Origin of the sequence: Erwinia rhapontici (assembly GCF_012271765.1) — a bacterium.
In the GTDB taxonomy this organism is placed as follows: domain Bacteria; phylum Pseudomonadota; class Gammaproteobacteria; order Enterobacterales; family Enterobacteriaceae; genus Erwinia; species Erwinia rhapontici.
This window is the reverse complement of sequence record NZ_VRKO01000010.1, coordinates 523,710-540,117: the sequence shown is the minus strand read 5'-3', so window position 1 is coordinate 540,117 and position 16,408 is coordinate 523,710. Positions and strand designations below refer to the sequence as shown.

The window sequence follows — 16,408 nt, the reverse complement described above, 5'->3', positions numbered from 1 at the left end:
TCCAAAGTATGGCTGGACCAAATTCTGGATTAGGTCCAATAAACTATATCAACCAGAAAAATATTTTTATAGCATGAGGGTTTGTTTATGCACGTCATTTACGGAGAAACTATTAACGATGTAATAATGAAACTCCTAGAAAAAGTGCTTAATGAAGGAGTTCGTGTTTCGACAAGGAATGGGGATGCTATAACTATTTATGATGTTAGTATGATCTTGCGAAACCCTAGATCAAGGCATTTAAGTTTAGCAGGTCGAAAAAATAACATCTTCTCCACATTTGCTGAAGCTATATGGGTATTTTCTGGCGATAACCGAATTAAACCATATCTAACTTTTTTTTTACCAAGAGCGCCTAAATACTCAGATGATGGTGTCACTTGGCGAGCAGCTTATGGAGAAAGACTATACGCTCACGGGCAACTTGAAAATGTCGTCCAACAATTCAAAAACGAAGGAATATTTACAAGAAGAGCGGTTATTAGCTTATACATGCCTGACAGAGATACAAGTGAAAGTCTCATAAAGTTATACAACATAGAACATAGTGTCGATATACCTTGTAATAACTTAATTCATTTTTTTATCACTCCTGATAAAAATTTAAACATTAAAGTAGTCCAAAGAAGTGGCGATCTAATATTTGGAGTGAGCAATATAAATATTTTCGAGTTTAGTTTACTTCAAGAGATAGTACTTTCAATGTTACAGAGGGAAGTTGATAGCGAGATTAAACTGGGATACTTACATCAGTCTGTAACTAATCTTCATATATATGATGATAGAATAGGACAAGCCAATGAAATATACAAAAGAAAAGAAGAGCAAATGACAGATTTGATAAACGGTGATGAAATATCATTCCCTCCATCACTCCAAAATATAAAATCATTGTTCTGTGATATAGTTTTATTCCTTCAAAGAATAATAACAGAAAATGCACATAAAATAGACACAATAGACAAGGAAACTGAAAAACTAAAAAAAATATTTATTGAACATTTTGTAGAAACTGAAAGAAATTTACTTTGGGGATATGCAGAAGCAGCTTTATCATATATTTTTCAGGAAAGGTTTAACCAACCGATAGAGTTAACAGCTAAGTTAAGCAATGATTTCAATCTAAGCGTAACTTCCAATCACTTTAATAACTCTAATAAGGATCGCCTATGAAAATTGCACTCATGGGAATATCTGGTAGTGGAAAAGATTTTCTTGCCAATTATCTAATATCCAACTATGAATTTGTTAGATTATCATTTAGCGATCAACTAAAAAAATTGGCCAATTATATCTACCCTTGGATGGAAAAGGATTATAGCCCTGAAAAGAAAATGTTACCACTCAATATAACCTTACCTACCGGCGACTTTATCAACCATTCACCAAGACATATATGGCTGAGCTTAGACAAACTAAGGGAAATTGAAGAAAAAATATTTATTAGAATGCTATCAGAAGAGTTTAAAGTTTTAGAGAAAAATGAAGGGGTGAATAAAAACATAATAATTACTGACATAAGATCAAATGAAGAATTATTATGGTGTAAGAACAATCAGTTCACAATAGTACATATAGAACGGGAAAATAATAATTATAAAAAATACGAAATTGACAAGTATGTTAATGAAAATAAAACAAAATCAGACTATCATTTTAACAATAGTGTGAACGGAATTGATAGTTTTAAAAAATTCTTCGAAAAGGTATTATTTAGTGAATAGTAAAAACGATCAACTTTTTTGTAATGTCAGAGAAATGAAAATTAAAACCGCCAAACCCATCTTAAATGAAGATGTTATCAGGGAATGGTTTTATCATCAACGAGAGAGAACCTCTATATATTACAAGAAAGAGATACTTAACCTTCCGCCATATTGGACAGAAGACAAAATATTGAGAAACTATAAATTTGTAAATACTAAAAGAACATGGGACAAAGAAACCAAATGGTTATTAAAAAACATAACAAGCAATAATGAATTGAGTTATGAAAATAAAATACTCAATTCATTTTTATTTAGAGTGGTCAATAAAAGCGATACGTTAAATGAAATTGATGCGCCCTTTGATTTCACAAAAATGACGACTCGTGATATTAATGAAAAGATCAGGGAAAAGATTCTCAATATATCCACAAAAAAACCAGGCTATGTATTTTTTAGTGCAGCCTACATTTTAGGAGGTCCGAAATTTAATTTCGGGAAATACTTAGAGAATATCGAGGGCGCAACGGAAAATGACATGGTAATTAGAATGATAAAATTTGTTTATTATAACCAAGATAAAATCGTTAATGGTGTAAAATCATCAAGAAATCAGTTTGAAGTTTTTGAACATTTAAAATCATTTTCAGGGATTGGGGATTTTCTAGCATATCAAATTTTCATAGATCTGACATACATAGCCAATTTTCCGTTTACAGAGTTGAATTTTGTTATTTCAGGCCCTGGTTGTGAAAGAGGAATAAATTGGATTTTTTCTAATAGAGATGGAATGAATAGCGAAGAGTGTTTGTTCTGGTTTACTATTAACCAAAATAACATAGCAGAAAAATACAATGAAAACTGGAACATGGATGAAATATTCCATTTCATGCCTAAAGAAGAAAGAGTTTACACCTTAATGGATATGGAAAATAGTGGTGCATGCGAAATAGATAAAAGATGCCGAACTAAATTTAACAATAAAAGACCTAAACAAAAGTATCATTATCAGAGTAATAATATAGAATTATTTTATAATTAGCAAATTACAAAGGATTTTAAAATGGTTAAAGAAATTAAGAAAAATGTTTTTGTTAGCCATCATCATAAAGATGACGCTAGTGTTGATGGAGTTTCTCGTTTAGCTGCTGCAAAAGGTTATCATTTACGTAATAGTTCTATCAGAATGAAACCTGAAAACCAGCGACGAGTTGAGGAAAAAAAACTTAGTGATAGAACGATTGCACGTTTACTTAGAATGAAAATGAGGTGGGCTAGTCAAGTTATAGTTGTTATCGGGAAAGAAACACATACCAGACCTTGGGTAAACTGGGAAATTCAAGTAGCTCATCAACTTGGAAAACCAATTATAGGTGTATATGAAAATGGTTTAAAAGGCGATGTAAAACTACCAGAGAATCTCGAAAAGTATTCAACCTCTATAGTGGCCTGGAGAAGTGACGCCATTATCAACGCACTTGAAGGTAAAACTTCCTTTGAAAAACCTGATGGTACGGATCGTGATAAAGCTCAAGGTGGGAATGTCGTATGCTAATTGAGCCTAACTCTCACCTTTATGTCTATGCAATAACGAGAGACTTTGGTTTTGCACCCAATCCATTTCATGGAGTTTGCACCTTGGCAACATGCAAACCTGGAATTAGAAAGTCGGCTAAAGTGGGTGATTGGATACTCGGAGTTGGTGGAGCTAATTTAAAATTAGCTAAAAAAAAATGTATCCTATTAATGAAAGTTTCAGAAAAAATTAGTTTCAATGGTTATTGGGAGGACACAAGGTTCTCTATCAAAAAGCCGGCTAGAAATGGTAGTCATGTACAAATTCTGGGCGATAATATCTATCATCAAAATGAAAAAAATGAATGGATACAAGAAGATTCTCATCATAGCAATGCTGATGGTTCATTTAATATGACAAATCTTGAACGAGACACTGGTTCTAATAACGTGCTTATTTCAGATCATTTTTATTATTTCGGTAATAAAGCGATTGAAGTAGACTTAGACTCAATTGAATATCATAGAATTAGAAACTATAAAAAGATCTCTTTAAATTATACTATACCAGCCATTAACCTTATAAATAAAATAGAATTTGATTGTCGTAGTGATAAAAATTTAATTATATCTGACCCATGTAATTTTTCCGATTTCTATAAACGTGTAGATCAGGGAACTGGAGAACTTTATTAATAAGTACATATATTTTTGTTCCATGTTTTTAAAAGTAGAAGTGAAATAATTTTGTTAGACTATCGCAATTTTCTCTTATCTTTCGAACTTGCTAATCTGAAGGAGCATCAGGTCTAGAATGAGCAAAACATTACTATTTTTCCGCGTATTTCATAAAGTATCTATTGCTCAATTCGTAGTGATCCGTTTTATTAAAGAGAAAAATCGTCTTATCCAATACTTTGATTGAATTAATTTTGTAAAATGTGATTATTACTTCTACCACAACAAAAATCAATTATTTTTAAACGATTTTTTGAATGCATTAATTTTTTTTAAAATATAATTTTAATGTTTAAAAAATGGAGATTTTAATGAAACTTGAAAAACTAATCTTAAGGAACTTCCGTGGCTATCATGGACAACATAGCATTGACATTAACTCATTAACTTCATTAGTTGGTCGTAATGATGTTGGTAAAACAACTATCCTAGACGCACTTGGTATCTTCTTTGAACATAAACTATGTAAATATGATGCTACCGATAAGTGTGTCGATAGCATGGAAAATGAAGACGTGTCAATTGGTTGTATCTTTTCAGGGGCTGATATACCTATAGTTTTGGATGCCACGTCTATAACTAACCTTAGAGAAGAATATTTATTAAATAGTAATGGAAAGCTGGAGATATATAGAGTTTTTGCAAAAGGTAAGGGATCTGGCAGCGTTCAAGCTAAATGTATGGCTCCCTCAGTAAAAAGTGCGAAATCTTTACTTGCCAAAAAAAATGATGAACTTAAAGTAATTGCCGAATCTATTGGCGTGGATGGGGCGGATAAAAGATCAAATGTTAGTTTAAGACAAGAAATTTACAGGAAAGTTGGAGATTTGAAGCTTAAAGAAATCTTCGTTAAATTAAATGCTGAGGAGGGCAAGGTTATTTGTGAAAAAATATATGACAAACTCCCCCACTTTGCATTATTTCGCGCAGATAGACCGAGTACCGATGAAGAATCAGAAGTACAGGACCCTATGAAGTCAGCGGTCCAAACAGCATTGCAGAAGATTGATATTCAACTTGAATCAATTAAAGAAAGCATAAAAGAACATGCAGTTGAAGTGGCTGAAAATACAATTAAACATTTACATGATATATCTCCTAATCTTGCTGCCGGGTTAATCCCAAAATTTAAAGTGGAACCTAAGTGGGAAAATATTTTCAAGCTAACATTAGAAGATGATAGAGGAATAGCTATCAATAAACGTGGTAGTGGTGTTAGACGCTTAGTTCTGATTAGTTTCTTTAAAGCAGAAGCAGAAGCAGAAAGATTGCAAAAAGAATTCCCGGATAAAGGAGTTATTTATGCAATAGAAGAACCTGAAACTTCTCAACACCCATCTAATCAAAGACTTCTTATTGATGCATTTCAAGAATTAGCAAATGCTGATAAATGCCAGGTGTTAATTACCACCCACGTACCTGCACTTGTGGAAAAGATACCTACAGAGTCTCTACGCCATATAACCCGAACACTCGATAATGGTTTGGAAGTTAAAAATGGTGATGATGATGTGCTAAAGAACATAGCGAATGATCTTGGCGTATACCCTGATAGTAGGGCATCTGTTCTTGTATGCGTTGAAGGCCCTAATGATATAAACTTTTTAAAGAACATCGGTAAAATTTATCTCGACCATGGTGTTCCAAATGTTCCTGATATGATAAATGATCCACGTATAGTTTTCATTCCAATGGGCGGGCATACTCTTAAAGATTGGGTTAATAATAATTACTTAAAAATTCTAAGTAAACCAGAGGTTCACATCTATGATAGAGATGTTGCCATCCCTCCTCAGTATGAAAAGGAATGTAATTCAGTAAATGCAAGAAATGATGGTTCCATCGCATTCATGACTGTAAAAAGGGAAATGGAAAATTATTTACACCCTGATGCTATTCAGGCGGTGTTTGGTGTAAAAATAACCATAGATGATACGACAGATGTCTCGACAGCAGTATCCACTTTAACACGTTATAATGAAAGTAAAGCGAAGAAGAAGATTAATACATTTGCTACAGCAAAAATGAGTTATCAAATGCTCACTGCATGTGATGCAAAAGGCGAGATATTAACATGGTTCAATGCTATATATACGAGATTATAACATTTGGGCCGCGATTGCGGCTCTTCCTTAATATTATAATGATTGCTCTGCATATCGTCATCGTCTCACAATGTTGGCTTATCCTTCGGCACTTCTGTTACTTATACAAATTAAAAGGCTACTATGTGTACTGGCTTGTCGCCACTAGCACAGAACTACATATTAGATTAGGTTTAGCTCCGTGCCGCAAGAGTGCCAAAGGAAGTCTAAGCTAATACATATAATGATAATGGAATTTAAAGTCTTTTTTCAGCTACGTTTTACTAATCGAAAAAGCCCTCTCAAAATCATAGCGATAGCTTGGTCCACATGCGGAGTCTGTGCTAGCACAGTATTTTCTTCCTCAGTGAGGCCGTTATTAAGATCCTGGAAAGAGAAACCAACAAATTCTTCCCGCCCTCCCCAGTTGCGTTGCTGCATTCCATCAGATTCCACAATATTCAGACACTCCGTGATATCTTTTGCACATCCACCAAAGCCTCCCATAATAAAAAGGGGTTGTTTAGCACGAAGTGATAATACAGCCTCTTCTGCTATACCGGGCATTGCCCCCTTATACTTATCAACCTGCCCGCCAAGAATAATACGGGCATGTGTGTCTTGTAACATAGCATGTCGCATTGCTGTCAAACCTATTGCCCAATCTTCATCAGAAGGAATAGTTGCTATGTAATGGGCTCGTTCTGCCATTGGCAACTGCTCGCCATCCCGATTGAACAAAACAAGTCTTGCCATTCCTTTCAGGTCCGCACTGAGCCTTTCCAAGTCACTGGCATCTTTTTGCATATGCACCGGCCATGCAAGATAGTTCAATATACTGGAACGTTCATCCCCCTCATCGGCATCTCTTCTATGGCGTGCTACTAACTCAAATAACAGTTCAGTAAAACCATTTGCACGTAGATCTCCGCCATAAACAATCCGGGCTCCCAAGGCTAATAAATGACGCGCAATTTCTGTCATCGCGTCATATAAATGCTGTTTACTTAACCCCAATACAGGCATATCTGGGCTATCTGATGTAGATATTGCAATAACATGCTGACTAAGCATTTCACGATAAGTCATGATGTTCCCTCTGCCAGCCATTCGGTAAAACTTCTAAGCCTGATACCGGGTTTAACTTCTTCAAATAATCGCTCCTCTTCGGAACTTAAGGGTGGGTCAGGATATACAATTGTAGGCTGCCCAATACCGGGGAACTTTAAACCAGCAAGTGAAATTAACTCCGGCGCACGTGGAACAAACTGCACTGCACTTTGTTCAGTATTAATCAATTGTATACGACAACGCCACAGAAAATCTTTCAGAACCTCATCAAGCAGGCGTGCAATAATGATATTAATTCGTTCAGTCTGCTGGGGATCCATTCTCACTATGGGGACATTTCCCATATAAGGAAATCCCCTTTCATCCAATTCGCTAATACAGTTGGCAACAACTAAAGGTACACTATTACGTTTAGCTTCTATAATCTCTCGGCGACACCATTCACGCGAAGAATAAGAGTCGGTATGTATGGCAACAACTGCGCTTTGCGCCAGCTGTTTCAATAGCACCTGATGAAACCGAAGCCCGGCAGGGATATCATGGACATCAAAGAATGAACTTAACCCATGTCCACTATGTAATTTCTCACGTATCAAACGAGCAATCCGCTCTCCATCTTCATCATGTTTAGAATGGCTAAGGAATATCTGAACCTTCTTGAGATAATTAAGCAAATCATCTTCATCTTTTTCTGGTTGTTTCAGATGCTCCAGGTAATGGCGCAGCATCCTACAAAATTCGTATGTAAGCTCACTAATCAATCGTATATGAAGATTTGCTGTATTGTTGCTCCCATCCTGTATCCATTGGTCCCAGCGCAATGCCTGTTCTTCCAGTCCAAGATTTAATCCTTCTCCTTCAATAGCAATGGGGAAAAGATGTGTACCCAGTCCAGCTATTTCCGACTGTATTGATAGCTCCCGAAGGTAAGTCCCCCATTCAGGATCATTTGCCATACATGATTCTGCAAGTATAAGGACTGCGGTGGTCTCTGATTCTGAAAAATTGATCGGCAATGGCTTCCGCGTTTCAGGTAGAGGCTCAGAACGAAAAATAACACTTAAACCGGTTCCTCCAGCAACGTTCTGATAGAGTTCCCGACGAAAGTGTCCCCGCAATATTTCAGCCAGTCCAGCACCACCGGCGAAATCCGGGTGCCAAATGATATAAACAACAAGAAATGGTTTTGCTAAATTCGTCTCAAGCATATTATGCATTCCTTAAGCGGCGTTCACGAGTATTTCTTATCAGAGTATTACTACGGCAATTGGCTTGTTCGATATATCCCCTACACGACGAAATATTAGCTGTAAAATTAACCCAACTTACCCACAGTGCATATCCAGAATCAATATTATCACTGAGTCGAGCGGGCACATTCACTCGTCCAGAAGAATTTGATAACAATGTTGGCAACTGGACACCAATAAGTCCATGTTGTTTATCAAGCGTCGCGTTAATTTCCCAGTCAATATATTTCCTCCCCCATGATTCATTACCGACCAAGACAATAGAACATGAAGTCCCTGTGATATAATACTCACGAATACGTCGCATGACATAGTCAATATCCTCACTATCAACTCGACGATTAAGGGAATTATCCGTTACAGCCTCATATTCATCATGAAATTTTTTTGAGAATTCATTATAGTAATATTGGTCACCATCATGGTGGTAACTTAAAAAAACCTTTCTTTTAATTACTTTGCTATTATACATATCTGATCTCTTAAATTTATCTTAGCGTAAAAACAATCTCATCACCATAGTAAATTAGTTCTTATAGCCGGGACGTCCGCGGGATTTTTCTTTGCTGCTGGTTCCATAACATTTCTTTTATCAAATGCCTGGTTAATATAAAATTCACTATTCCCTATAAAATCTGAATAGTTAACTAGTGAGCAGTAAACATCCATATCCTCATAGTGAGGGACGACTTTTGAAAAGCTATGGTTTTTTTTAATTAACCAAGGGAGATAATGTTCATAACCCCAATCAATGGTTCTAAGTCCAATGCCGCAATTGCAAAAAATATCACTACACACACCAGAGCTAAATACGCTCGAATATATTTCATCTCTAATTACACCGATTAATCCAGCAGGATTTGCCCCCCATAAAGATGCCTGAATTTCTGAGTTAACGAAAGGTCTGTTGGCAGTTTCTGTACCTATGAGTACTACTGTTACGGTAGAGTCACCAAGATAGTCCTCCCGAATTTTCCTCATAATGTAATCTTCACTGACATTAGTGCTGATATCCCCGTCACTTACGGACTTGTCAATAAATGACGCACCACCAAATGCTTCAATGATTCCGTCCTTCAAATCTTGTTCGTTTGCATGATGATAACTCAGAAAAGTTTTATGCATTACTCCTCCCACTTAGCAATATCGATGTCAAAAATAACACTAATTTCCTCACAGAAAAATTTATTAATGCATTCAAAATCAGCCATCAATTGGCTGAAATGATAGTAATGAGTCTGGATTATTCCAATTGGTGTTAAATGATAAATTAAAGAAACATTTTCACCATTAGAATCTTTATCCCTCGTCAATACAATATCGTTTGTTGAGATGTACTTATGCCAACGCCTGTAATTATTCTGATGTTTGGTTAGCAATTGATTCAGTTTTTTTAGTATTTTATTAGATATAAGATACAACTCTATATCTCTTTTCCGCTTAACATCCAGCACTCTTATTTCAATACGAATGAAATTATAGATATCATATAAAGAGTTAAAAACCTCTTCAAATGAGTCAGAATGTGGATCAATTTTGAATACACTCCTTTTAGTATCAAGAAAATTTCGAACAGATCTTTTATATAGCAAGTCAGAACTATCAAATAAAATATTTAACCCACCGAAAGTTAGTTTTTCTAACTTTAATGAATATTTTTTCTCTAAAATACCGAAAAACAAAAATATAGTAATCAATGTTAATATTAGAATTGAAAGGAGCGCTTTTACAAAATCAAAATTTGATATGATATTTTTGATAAACCACCATTGTGAGGCCGGTAGAAAAGAGAAGCACCCCATTAAAATAATTGCTATTAAAATAATTCCAACTAGTAACAATCCCCTAGCCATAAGCGAATCCTTATGAAAAAATTTCAATCAAGTTGCATTTTTGTCAACAAACTTATAAAAAATATTATTCTTTATTATCAATGAGTTACAACTTCATAACACAACTATTCATTAATACTCAGAGACTACTATACCCTGATTCGGATTTATCCGAAATCCTTTAGGATACCAATTTCACTTTTTACAGCCCGACTAAAAATTTAGATATATCTGGTGGATTGCATTGGAGTTTTCTCTAGACAAGCAGTGGATATCTTCATCAGCTAGCTGTTTGTTGCAATGCAGGACTGTAGCAGATCACTAAAACATAATTGTAGGTATCCCTGCAAAAGGAACCGTTCACTTTTAGAGATCTTCCGACATACTGATTATGCCCCTGAAGGAGATCGCCATACGCAAAACCCGATTCACTGAGCATCAGATCATTGCCGTTTTGAAGTCCGTCGAAGCCGGACGCACCGTTAAGGATGTCTGCCGCGAAGCGGGTATTTCAGAAGCCAGCTATTACAATTGGAAAGAGAAGTTTGGCGGTATCCGCTGAAAATGCGGATGGATAACGGGCCGGAACTCGTATCTCTGGCTCTGGCGCAATGTGCCGAAGTCCACAGTGTGGTGCTGGGATTTATCAGGTCGGGTAAACCCACTCATAATGCGTTTATTGAACGTTTTAACCGGACATACCGGACATACCGGACAGAAGTACTAGATTTTTACCTGTTCAGAATGCTGAATGAAGCACGGGAAATAACGGCACGCTAGCTGACAGAATACAACAGCGAGCGTCCCCATGAATCTCTGAATAACCTGACGCCGGAAGAATACCAGCTGATGGCTGAGAAACCGGAAATCTCAAAAAGTGTGTGGAACTAAAACGGGTATGCTTACATTTGAACTTTTATGTTCTTAATATTCAAATACATTACTCGGATACTTGCAAGACAAAAGCAAGAGAATAAATAGATACCTCACAAAATAAATTACACCCATAAATTCATTAGGTTATAGTACTTTTCAGTATAAAATGGTAGGATTTTCCGCATTAAATTACGATACTTTCTCACAGCTATAAACAAAAAACGGGGATTAAAAATGGAGATGTTGGGAAATTTACTTTTACAAACGATTACGTCCACCGCTTTCAGCCTAGTATTTCTGGCTGGCGTTGGATGGCTTTTTAGAGCCTGGATTGGAAACCGAATTCATTTAAGCATTAAAAATGAATATGATAATAAATTAGAGAGGCTTAAAGCTGAACTTAAAACAGAAGGCGATGCTCATCTTACAGATATGAAGGCAGAATTAGAGCGACAATCAAACATATTAAAAATCGCTGCTTCGTCTTTCTCTGAGGTACAAAAAGCAACAATTTCAAGAAAAATTGATGCAGTCGATATTCTTTGGAAGGGGATAATCGACTTTCGCAAAAAATTTCCTGGAGTTGTCTCTTTTACGGACATTCTCACTGATGAAGAAATGAAAAAATTTTATACTGATGCACGATTATATAAATATTCACATGAATTGGAGCAATTTGATCTGACCCATTTAATCAATGCGAGTTCTGAAGACGTTAAGTTGGTAAGGCCACATATTGGTGAGTTTGTGTGGGCGCTCTACTCTACTTACTGTACTATTCTGATGCGTTCCATTTATTTATTAAAGGCAGGAAAAGAGGAGCCATCCAAAGTGGCATGGCATTGCGATTCCAATATTGAAAATTTAATTTTAGTTGCATTTGGTAAAGAGTGTTTTTCTGAGTTTAAAAAACTCCGTTGGGGGAGATATCAATGGCTTCATAACCAGTTTGATTCGTCATTATTTAAAGCGATTGACACTCTTCTAACTGGTAAAAGTTTTAGTGCCGCAGCTTTACATGAAGCACAATTGATGGAGCGTCAAATTAGCGCCAGTAGATCAAATGAGCTCAAGATTTCACATCCTCTATAATAGGCGTGATGATTCGCACCATTCTAGATATACAATCTAAATGGTGGTCATTTTGGTGGTCTTGACAAGACTGAATTTCTGATTTAGCTTAATATTCAGCCAATTAATGGCAAAGGCGATCCCAGTCAGAGGAGCCAAATTTAGAGAAGCCCGCTCAGGGAAACCTGAGCGGGCTTTTTGTTTTTTGCTGGATGAAACTGGGCGGCAGGTTTGGCCTAGGGGCTGACCATTTTTTCCGGTCAGCCCGCAGGCACAGGTGCTAACTTTTCACTCGAAGCGGCTGAAAGGTTGGTGACAGGCCCGGGGCCAGTTCGGGCACACCGGATCGGCAAAATCCGCTTCCCTGCGGGCCTCGGCACGCGACGTCCTGTCGCGTGACGTCCGGCTTACCCCGAACTGGCCCCCTGCCCGCAAGAATAGTGCTCGCTGTCGGTTCTAACACCCGCAACAGCATCACGATCTGGCATGGGGGTTTACCTGACGTTTTAACCATTCTGCTTTTGTTTCAAATATCCTAACAACCATTGCAAAAATTCAATCGCTGATGGATGGAGAAAAGACAGATCGCCAACTTCCATCCTGGTTATGTCATTCAGAGAGCAAGCCGCAGATTCATTGTCTGGATACTCTTCAATGAAAATAGAAAGTTCATCAACAAGGTCATCCACCAAACCAGAAAGAAGCGTTGTTGCTGTATCGACAATTTCACTATAGCTGTCGCTGTAAGTATCCATCACTAACAGACTCGACCAACCAACTCGAGAGCGCTGTTTTTGTGCAGCAGGCTACGAATCCTTACACCTGTTGCAGGATTGATTGATGAATAATTACGCAAAGTATATACTTCAGGTATGCACACAAGAGGAGCACGGCCATGAAACACAGAGTCAGCGTGACTGTAGACAAAGAGAACTATCTGGTTCTGAATGCTGCGGGCGTCAATATTTCTGGTCTGGTGAATGATGTCATCGGCAAGGAAGCTCGTCGTATAAAGGCAGAAGAGTGGAAAGACCAGAACCGTGAAGGGATGGAGGAAGTCGCCAGCTTTATCGCAAAGAATGGCTCTTTCGCCGATGAAAACAGGAACTGGTGATTATGCAATTTATTGTTTATCAATATAAACGCACCAGCCATTACAAAATTTTTGTCGATGTGCAAAGTGATATTGTCGATACCCCTGGGCGACGCATGGTTATCCCGCTCATTGAATCGCACCATCTTTCTGAGAAAGTGAATAAAACCTTGTTCCCGCTGATCCTCATCGAGGGAAAAAATCACCGATTGATGACCACGGAACTTTCTAGTGTCCCTGTCGAGGTTATCGGTGATGCAGTAGTGGATATCACCCGGTGTCAGGATGATATCAAAAATGCCATCAACCTCATGTTTTGGGGTATTTGAAAAAGCATTCACGGTGCGTGCCGTACGGCTCACCCCAAACTGGCCCCTCCCCACAACACTGTGCTGGCTGTCGGTTCTAACACCCGCAGCAGCATCACGATGCTGGCATGGGGATTATCTAATCCTGGGGGCACGTCAGTATGGCTAAGTGCCACACTAGCAGGCTCTATCGCCGTCAGTCCATCGCTTGATATCACTTATATTTGGCGACCTGATGCCCGTACTCAAAATATTCTTGGTTGTGTACAGGCTGATCTTAGCTTTGTCACCATCATGACTTTCTATCTCAATGAGTGTGTTGTTGATCAACAGTCCCTCTGAAACCAGTTTTTGAGTGATCTCACCTTCTTTACGCTCACCGTCAAACTCGCTAAATACGATGACCGGATTTCCTGAATATGACTCATATTCCAGACACTGCCTTGCAATGTGCCTTAGGGTTCGATAAGTATCGGAGGACCCCGTCTTGCTAATGAAACTGCCGTCTAAGGATGTTTCGCTGTTTTTTAAATCGCTGACGGTTATGGCACATCCGCTCAGTGATATAGAAAATAATAGTGTAGCCAGGGCCAAATATTTCAATTTATGCTCCATTATTCTGGTAAATGTCCTGGGCAGGATGGGGACTAAAATTGCGTTCTCTTTCAGACGGAATTGTGATTTGGGATATCAACAATAACCATAAGCCCGCCTTCTGCAGACGTACTTAGAAAAACACTGCTGTTGTGTTGCTGCGCAACCGCTTTGACTATTGCCAGCCCCAATCCACTCCCGCTTTGTATCTGATTGGGATCACGAAAAAATCTGTCGAATACTCGCTCCCTCAATTCAACCATGATTCCGGGTCCTGCATCTGAGATACGCAATTGGGTGGATTTATCTAACAATCGTACTTCTACCTCAACTCGCCCGCCCTCAGGACTGTACTTCACAGCATTTTCAATTAAGTTGTCGATTAGCGACATCAGGCGTTCCCTGACGCCTGTAATCCAGACTTCATCATGAAAGTAGAATTCAAGCTCAATCTGGCTCTCAGCCGCTAGCGGTGATAACTCAGCCATTCGCTCTTGGATGAGCGTCGTCAGCGGTACAGGCTCCATAACAGTGTCAATGCGCGCCTCACTGTGCATCAGCAGCAGCAACTGATTGACGAGTCGAGCAGCACGGCTATTGCTACGAATAATCCCTGCAAGCAATTCCTGTTGACGAACGTTGCTGACATCGGACTGCAAAGCCTCAACATTGACTCGCATTGCAGCCAGCGGAGTACGCAACTCGTGAGCGGCATCTGCAATGAACGTCCGTTCCCTTTCAGTGCTCTCTCGTACCCTGGCAAGGAATATATTAATCGCGTCCACTATTTGGCGCAGCTCCTTGTGCTTTGGAACTGCTTTTAAGGGAGAAAGATCTTCTGGTGTTCGTAAGGAAACTTCATTTGCCACCTTGTTCCAGGGACGCATGGCAATGCGGATTGACAGCCACGCAGGAAACAAAAGAAAAGGAATGCATACCAGCAGCGGTAATATGTAGTATCCGCGCGAGTTCAGGTATATGAAGAAGTTCCAACCGCCAGCAGGAGTGAGCAGTGTTACCTCTGTGTCGGAGTTCCCGGACTTCAGAGTACGGCTCGTCCAGGTGCGGCCGTGACTCTGAATACTCTGAATCATCCCATAACCGGTGTTTGTCACTCCTGCCGGAGCGCCATCAGATGCGTAAATTATCTCTTTATTCTTCCGAACGATTAGGCTGATTGACATTTTGGGGTCTTCACCTCCGCCATAGCCTTCCCGCAATGCCTTGCTGAATTTTTCCAGCACATCGGTGAGATCGTGCGGACGATCCCCCATACGATCCACCAATGTCAGAATGGTTTCATAGGTTTTGCTGCCTGATAGCATTGGAGGGTTACGTAAGTTATCCCATAAAATGTAGGTCAGAAAAATACACCAAAGCAGCGTCAGTAATAGCATCTGGGCGATCATCATTCGCCGTACGAGCGTTGGGATTCTCAGATAGCGCCAAAAATTACGCATCAACCTGCCCCCTTCTGAATGGGTACGGTATCAATGACAAACCCCACTCCTCTCACCGTTCGCACATAGCCGTCACCGATTTTGCGACGTAAATTTCCCATATGTACATCGAGCGCATTACTCATATTTTCTTTTGCACCGAAGATCTTTTCTTCCAGAAAACTACGTGTCATAACACGATCAGCACGCAACATTAATGTTTCAAGCAGCGCGTATTCACTTGCCGTCAAATCAACATGCCTTTCGCTCACGGCCACGCGACGAGTCGGCACATGGAGAGATAGCCCTCGAATCTCTATCACCTCATTCTGAAAACCGTAACTGCGCCGCACAAGTGCCCTCACCCTGGCCAATAGCTCGGCGAGAACAAAAGGTTTGACGAGATAGTCGTCTGCACCGGCATCCAGCCCAGTCAAGCGATCTTGCAGAGTGCCCCGGGCAGTCAGGATGATGACGGGGATCCCCTTGAATTGCTGACGCAGACGCGCCATCAGGCTCATGCCATCACCGTCGGGCAGGCCGAGGTCGAGCAAGACAAGTTCTGGCACGCATACATCAAGTTGATGCAGAGCATCCACTTTTCGGCGAACCCATATGACATCTAATCCCTGGTCTGTGAGGGCAATACGTACGCCGTTGCCGAGATCGATGTCGTCTTCGATTAGGAGAATTTTCACAATAGTGACTTTATCAACAGTGAATGAAGAACGTCTGAAGAAAAAACGGTATCAGTAAATCTATCAGGTTTGCAGAACGGGTACTTACTTCAGTATTTCTTCATTTTGGGCTCATGAGAACTTCAGGGTCAGC

Annotated in this window: 18 protein-coding genes and 3 pseudogenes; 12 read left to right on the top strand and 9 right to left on the bottom strand. The window is 39.0% G+C overall.

Annotated features, from left to right (window positions below; translation table 11 throughout):
- Positions 1-126 precede the first annotated feature (126 nt).
- The 6 genes from FVB43_RS07750 (at position 127) to FVB43_RS07725 (ending at position 6,064) form a co-directional block, all read left to right on the top strand.
- On the top strand, positions 127-1,173 hold the full coding sequence (locus FVB43_RS07750) for a thymidylate synthase (protein WP_197931262.1): 1,047 nt from the start codon (positions 127-129) through the stop codon (positions 1,171-1,173).
- Complete coding sequence (locus FVB43_RS07745; protein ID WP_167863732.1) at positions 1,170-1,724, top strand: AAA family ATPase; 555 nt, start codon at positions 1,170-1,172, stop codon at positions 1,722-1,724. The genes FVB43_RS07750 and FVB43_RS07745 overlap by 4 nt, the downstream gene beginning before the upstream one ends.
- Positions 1,717-2,748: a nucleotide kinase domain-containing protein gene (locus FVB43_RS07740; RefSeq protein WP_167863731.1), complete on the top strand. Its 1,032-nt coding sequence runs from the start codon at positions 1,717-1,719 to the stop codon at positions 2,746-2,748. Before FVB43_RS07745 ends, FVB43_RS07740 begins: the two co-directional genes overlap by 8 nt.
- Before the next feature lie 21 nt (positions 2,749-2,769).
- The gene (locus FVB43_RS07735; RefSeq protein WP_167863730.1) at positions 2,770-3,261 is read left to right on the top strand and encodes a TIR domain-containing protein; all 492 of its coding nucleotides are present in this window, start codon (positions 2,770-2,772) and stop codon (positions 3,259-3,261) included.
- The gene (locus FVB43_RS07730) at positions 3,255-3,917 is read left to right on the top strand and encodes an Nmad2 family putative nucleotide modification protein (RefSeq protein WP_167863729.1); all 663 of its coding nucleotides are present in this window, start codon (positions 3,255-3,257) and stop codon (positions 3,915-3,917) included. Before FVB43_RS07735 ends, FVB43_RS07730 begins: the two co-directional genes overlap by 7 nt.
- A gap of 353 nt (positions 3,918-4,270) precedes the next feature.
- Positions 4,271-6,064, top strand: coding sequence for an ATP-binding protein (locus FVB43_RS07725; protein ID WP_167863728.1), 1,794 nt, complete (start codon positions 4,271-4,273; stop codon positions 6,062-6,064).
- A 249-nt stretch (positions 6,065-6,313) separates the two neighbouring features.
- Here FVB43_RS07725 and FVB43_RS07720 read toward each other — a convergent pair whose 3' ends face one another.
- The 5 genes from FVB43_RS07720 to FVB43_RS07700 are packed head-to-tail and all read right to left on the bottom strand — an operon-like array spanning position 6,314 to position 10,217.
- Positions 6,314-7,132 (bottom strand): hypothetical protein, encoded by an 819-nt coding sequence (locus FVB43_RS07720; RefSeq protein ID WP_167863727.1) that lies wholly within the window; start codon positions 7,130-7,132, stop codon positions 6,314-6,316.
- Complete coding sequence (locus tag FVB43_RS07715) at positions 7,129-8,322, bottom strand: toll/interleukin-1 receptor domain-containing protein (protein WP_167863726.1); 1,194 nt, start codon at positions 8,320-8,322, stop codon at positions 7,129-7,131. Before FVB43_RS07715 ends, FVB43_RS07720 begins: the two co-directional genes overlap by 4 nt.
- 1 nt (position 8,323) lies before the next feature.
- Positions 8,324-8,836, bottom strand: coding sequence for a TIR domain-containing protein (locus FVB43_RS07710; protein WP_167863725.1), 513 nt, complete (start codon positions 8,834-8,836; stop codon positions 8,324-8,326).
- Positions 8,837-8,877: 41 nt separating this feature from the next.
- Positions 8,878-9,489, bottom strand: coding sequence for a TIR domain-containing protein (locus tag FVB43_RS07705; protein ID WP_167863724.1), 612 nt, complete (start codon positions 9,487-9,489; stop codon positions 8,878-8,880).
- Positions 9,489-10,217, bottom strand: a complete 729-nt coding sequence (locus tag FVB43_RS07700; protein WP_167863723.1) for a hypothetical protein — start codon at positions 10,215-10,217, stop codon at positions 9,489-9,491. The genes FVB43_RS07705 and FVB43_RS07700 overlap by 1 nt, the downstream gene beginning before the upstream one ends.
- 391 nt (positions 10,218-10,608) lie before the next feature.
- Here FVB43_RS07700 and FVB43_RS07695 point away from each other — a divergent pair.
- The 4 genes and pseudogenes from FVB43_RS07695 to FVB43_RS24575 all read left to right on the top strand — a co-directional run.
- A pseudogene (locus tag FVB43_RS07695) lies at positions 10,609-10,752 on the top strand (transposase); the annotation flags it as partial.
- Positions 10,728-11,087 (top strand): annotated as a pseudogene (locus tag FVB43_RS07690) (integrase core domain-containing protein); the annotation flags it as partial. The pseudogenes FVB43_RS07695 and FVB43_RS07690, both read left to right, overlap by 25 nt.
- 219 nt (positions 11,088-11,306) lie before the next feature.
- The gene (locus tag FVB43_RS07685; RefSeq protein ID WP_167863721.1) at positions 11,307-12,164 is read left to right on the top strand and encodes a hypothetical protein; all 858 of its coding nucleotides are present in this window, start codon (positions 11,307-11,309) and stop codon (positions 12,162-12,164) included.
- Positions 12,165-12,204: 40 nt separating this feature from the next.
- Positions 12,205-12,390 (top strand): annotated as a pseudogene (locus FVB43_RS24575) (hypothetical protein).
- Positions 12,391-12,649: 259 nt separating this feature from the next.
- On the opposite strand, the gene FVB43_RS07680 reads toward FVB43_RS24575, so the two are convergent.
- Positions 12,650-12,901, bottom strand: a complete 252-nt coding sequence (locus tag FVB43_RS07680; protein ID WP_159336428.1) for a hypothetical protein — start codon at positions 12,899-12,901, stop codon at positions 12,650-12,652.
- 137 nt (positions 12,902-13,038) lie between these two features.
- Here FVB43_RS07680 and ccdA point away from each other — a divergent pair, with 137 nt between their 5' ends.
- Positions 13,039-13,257, top strand: a complete 219-nt coding sequence (gene ccdA / locus FVB43_RS07675) for a type II toxin-antitoxin system antitoxin CcdA (RefSeq protein WP_133841674.1) — start codon at positions 13,039-13,041, stop codon at positions 13,255-13,257.
- A gap of 2 nt (positions 13,258-13,259) precedes the next feature.
- Positions 13,260-13,565 carry a type II toxin-antitoxin system toxin CcdB gene (gene ccdB, locus FVB43_RS07670; protein ID WP_133841673.1) on the top strand — a complete coding sequence of 102 codons (306 nt, stop codon included), beginning with the start codon at positions 13,260-13,262 and terminating at the stop codon, positions 13,563-13,565.
- Between the two features lie 156 nt (positions 13,566-13,721).
- On the opposite strand, the gene FVB43_RS07665 is transcribed toward ccdB, so the two are convergent.
- The 3 genes from FVB43_RS07665 to FVB43_RS07655 are packed head-to-tail and all read right to left on the bottom strand — an operon-like array spanning position 13,722 to position 16,275.
- Positions 13,722-14,159: a hypothetical protein gene (locus FVB43_RS07665; RefSeq protein ID WP_167863720.1), complete on the bottom strand. Its 438-nt coding sequence runs from the start codon at positions 14,157-14,159 to the stop codon at positions 13,722-13,724.
- 50 nt (positions 14,160-14,209) lie between these two features.
- On the bottom strand, positions 14,210-15,598 hold the full coding sequence (locus tag FVB43_RS07660) for a sensor histidine kinase (protein WP_167863719.1): 1,389 nt from the start codon (positions 15,596-15,598) through the stop codon (positions 14,210-14,212).
- Positions 15,598-16,275 carry a response regulator gene (locus tag FVB43_RS07655; protein ID WP_167863718.1) on the bottom strand — a complete coding sequence of 226 codons (678 nt, stop codon included), beginning with the start codon at positions 16,273-16,275 and terminating at the stop codon, positions 15,598-15,600. Before FVB43_RS07655 ends, FVB43_RS07660 begins: the two co-directional genes overlap by 1 nt.
- Positions 16,276-16,408: the final 133 nt, after the last annotated feature.

Excerpts from the sequence above, each read along its gene's own strand:
- FVB43_RS07750 (WP_197931262.1), top strand. The coding sequence starts at position 127 with ATGAAACTCCTAGAAAAAGTGCTTAATGAAGGAGTTCGTGTTTCGACA.
- FVB43_RS07745 (WP_167863732.1), top strand. The coding sequence starts at position 1,170 with ATGAAAATTGCACTCATGGGAATATCTGGTAGTGGAAAAGATTTTCTT.
- FVB43_RS07735 (WP_167863730.1), top strand. The coding sequence starts at position 2,770 with ATGGTTAAAGAAATTAAGAAAAATGTTTTTGTTAGCCATCATCATAAA.
- FVB43_RS07730 (WP_167863729.1), top strand. The coding sequence starts at position 3,255 with ATGCTAATTGAGCCTAACTCTCACCTTTATGTCTATGCAATAACGAGA.
- FVB43_RS07725 (WP_167863728.1), top strand. The coding sequence starts at position 4,271 with ATGAAACTTGAAAAACTAATCTTAAGGAACTTCCGTGGCTATCATGGA.
- FVB43_RS07720 (WP_167863727.1), bottom strand. The coding sequence starts at position 7,132 with ATGACTTATCGTGAAATGCTTAGTCAGCATGTTATTGCAATATCTACA.
- FVB43_RS07715 (WP_167863726.1), bottom strand. The coding sequence starts at position 8,322 with ATGCTTGAGACGAATTTAGCAAAACCATTTCTTGTTGTTTATATCATT.
- FVB43_RS07710 (WP_167863725.1), bottom strand. The coding sequence starts at position 8,836 with ATGTATAATAGCAAAGTAATTAAAAGAAAGGTTTTTTTAAGTTACCAC.
- FVB43_RS07705 (WP_167863724.1), bottom strand. The coding sequence starts at position 9,489 with ATGCATAAAACTTTTCTGAGTTATCATCATGCAAACGAACAAGATTTG.
- FVB43_RS07700 (WP_167863723.1), bottom strand. The coding sequence starts at position 10,217 with ATGGCTAGGGGATTGTTACTAGTTGGAATTATTTTAATAGCAATTATT.
- FVB43_RS07685 (WP_167863721.1), top strand. The coding sequence starts at position 11,307 with ATGGAGATGTTGGGAAATTTACTTTTACAAACGATTACGTCCACCGCT.
- ccdA (WP_133841674.1), top strand. The coding sequence starts at position 13,039 with ATGAAACACAGAGTCAGCGTGACTGTAGACAAAGAGAACTATCTGGTT.
- ccdB (WP_133841673.1), top strand. The coding sequence starts at position 13,260 with ATGCAATTTATTGTTTATCAATATAAACGCACCAGCCATTACAAAATT.
- FVB43_RS07665 (WP_167863720.1), bottom strand. The coding sequence starts at position 14,159 with ATGGAGCATAAATTGAAATATTTGGCCCTGGCTACACTATTATTTTCT.
- FVB43_RS07660 (WP_167863719.1), bottom strand. The coding sequence starts at position 15,598 with ATGCGTAATTTTTGGCGCTATCTGAGAATCCCAACGCTCGTACGGCGA.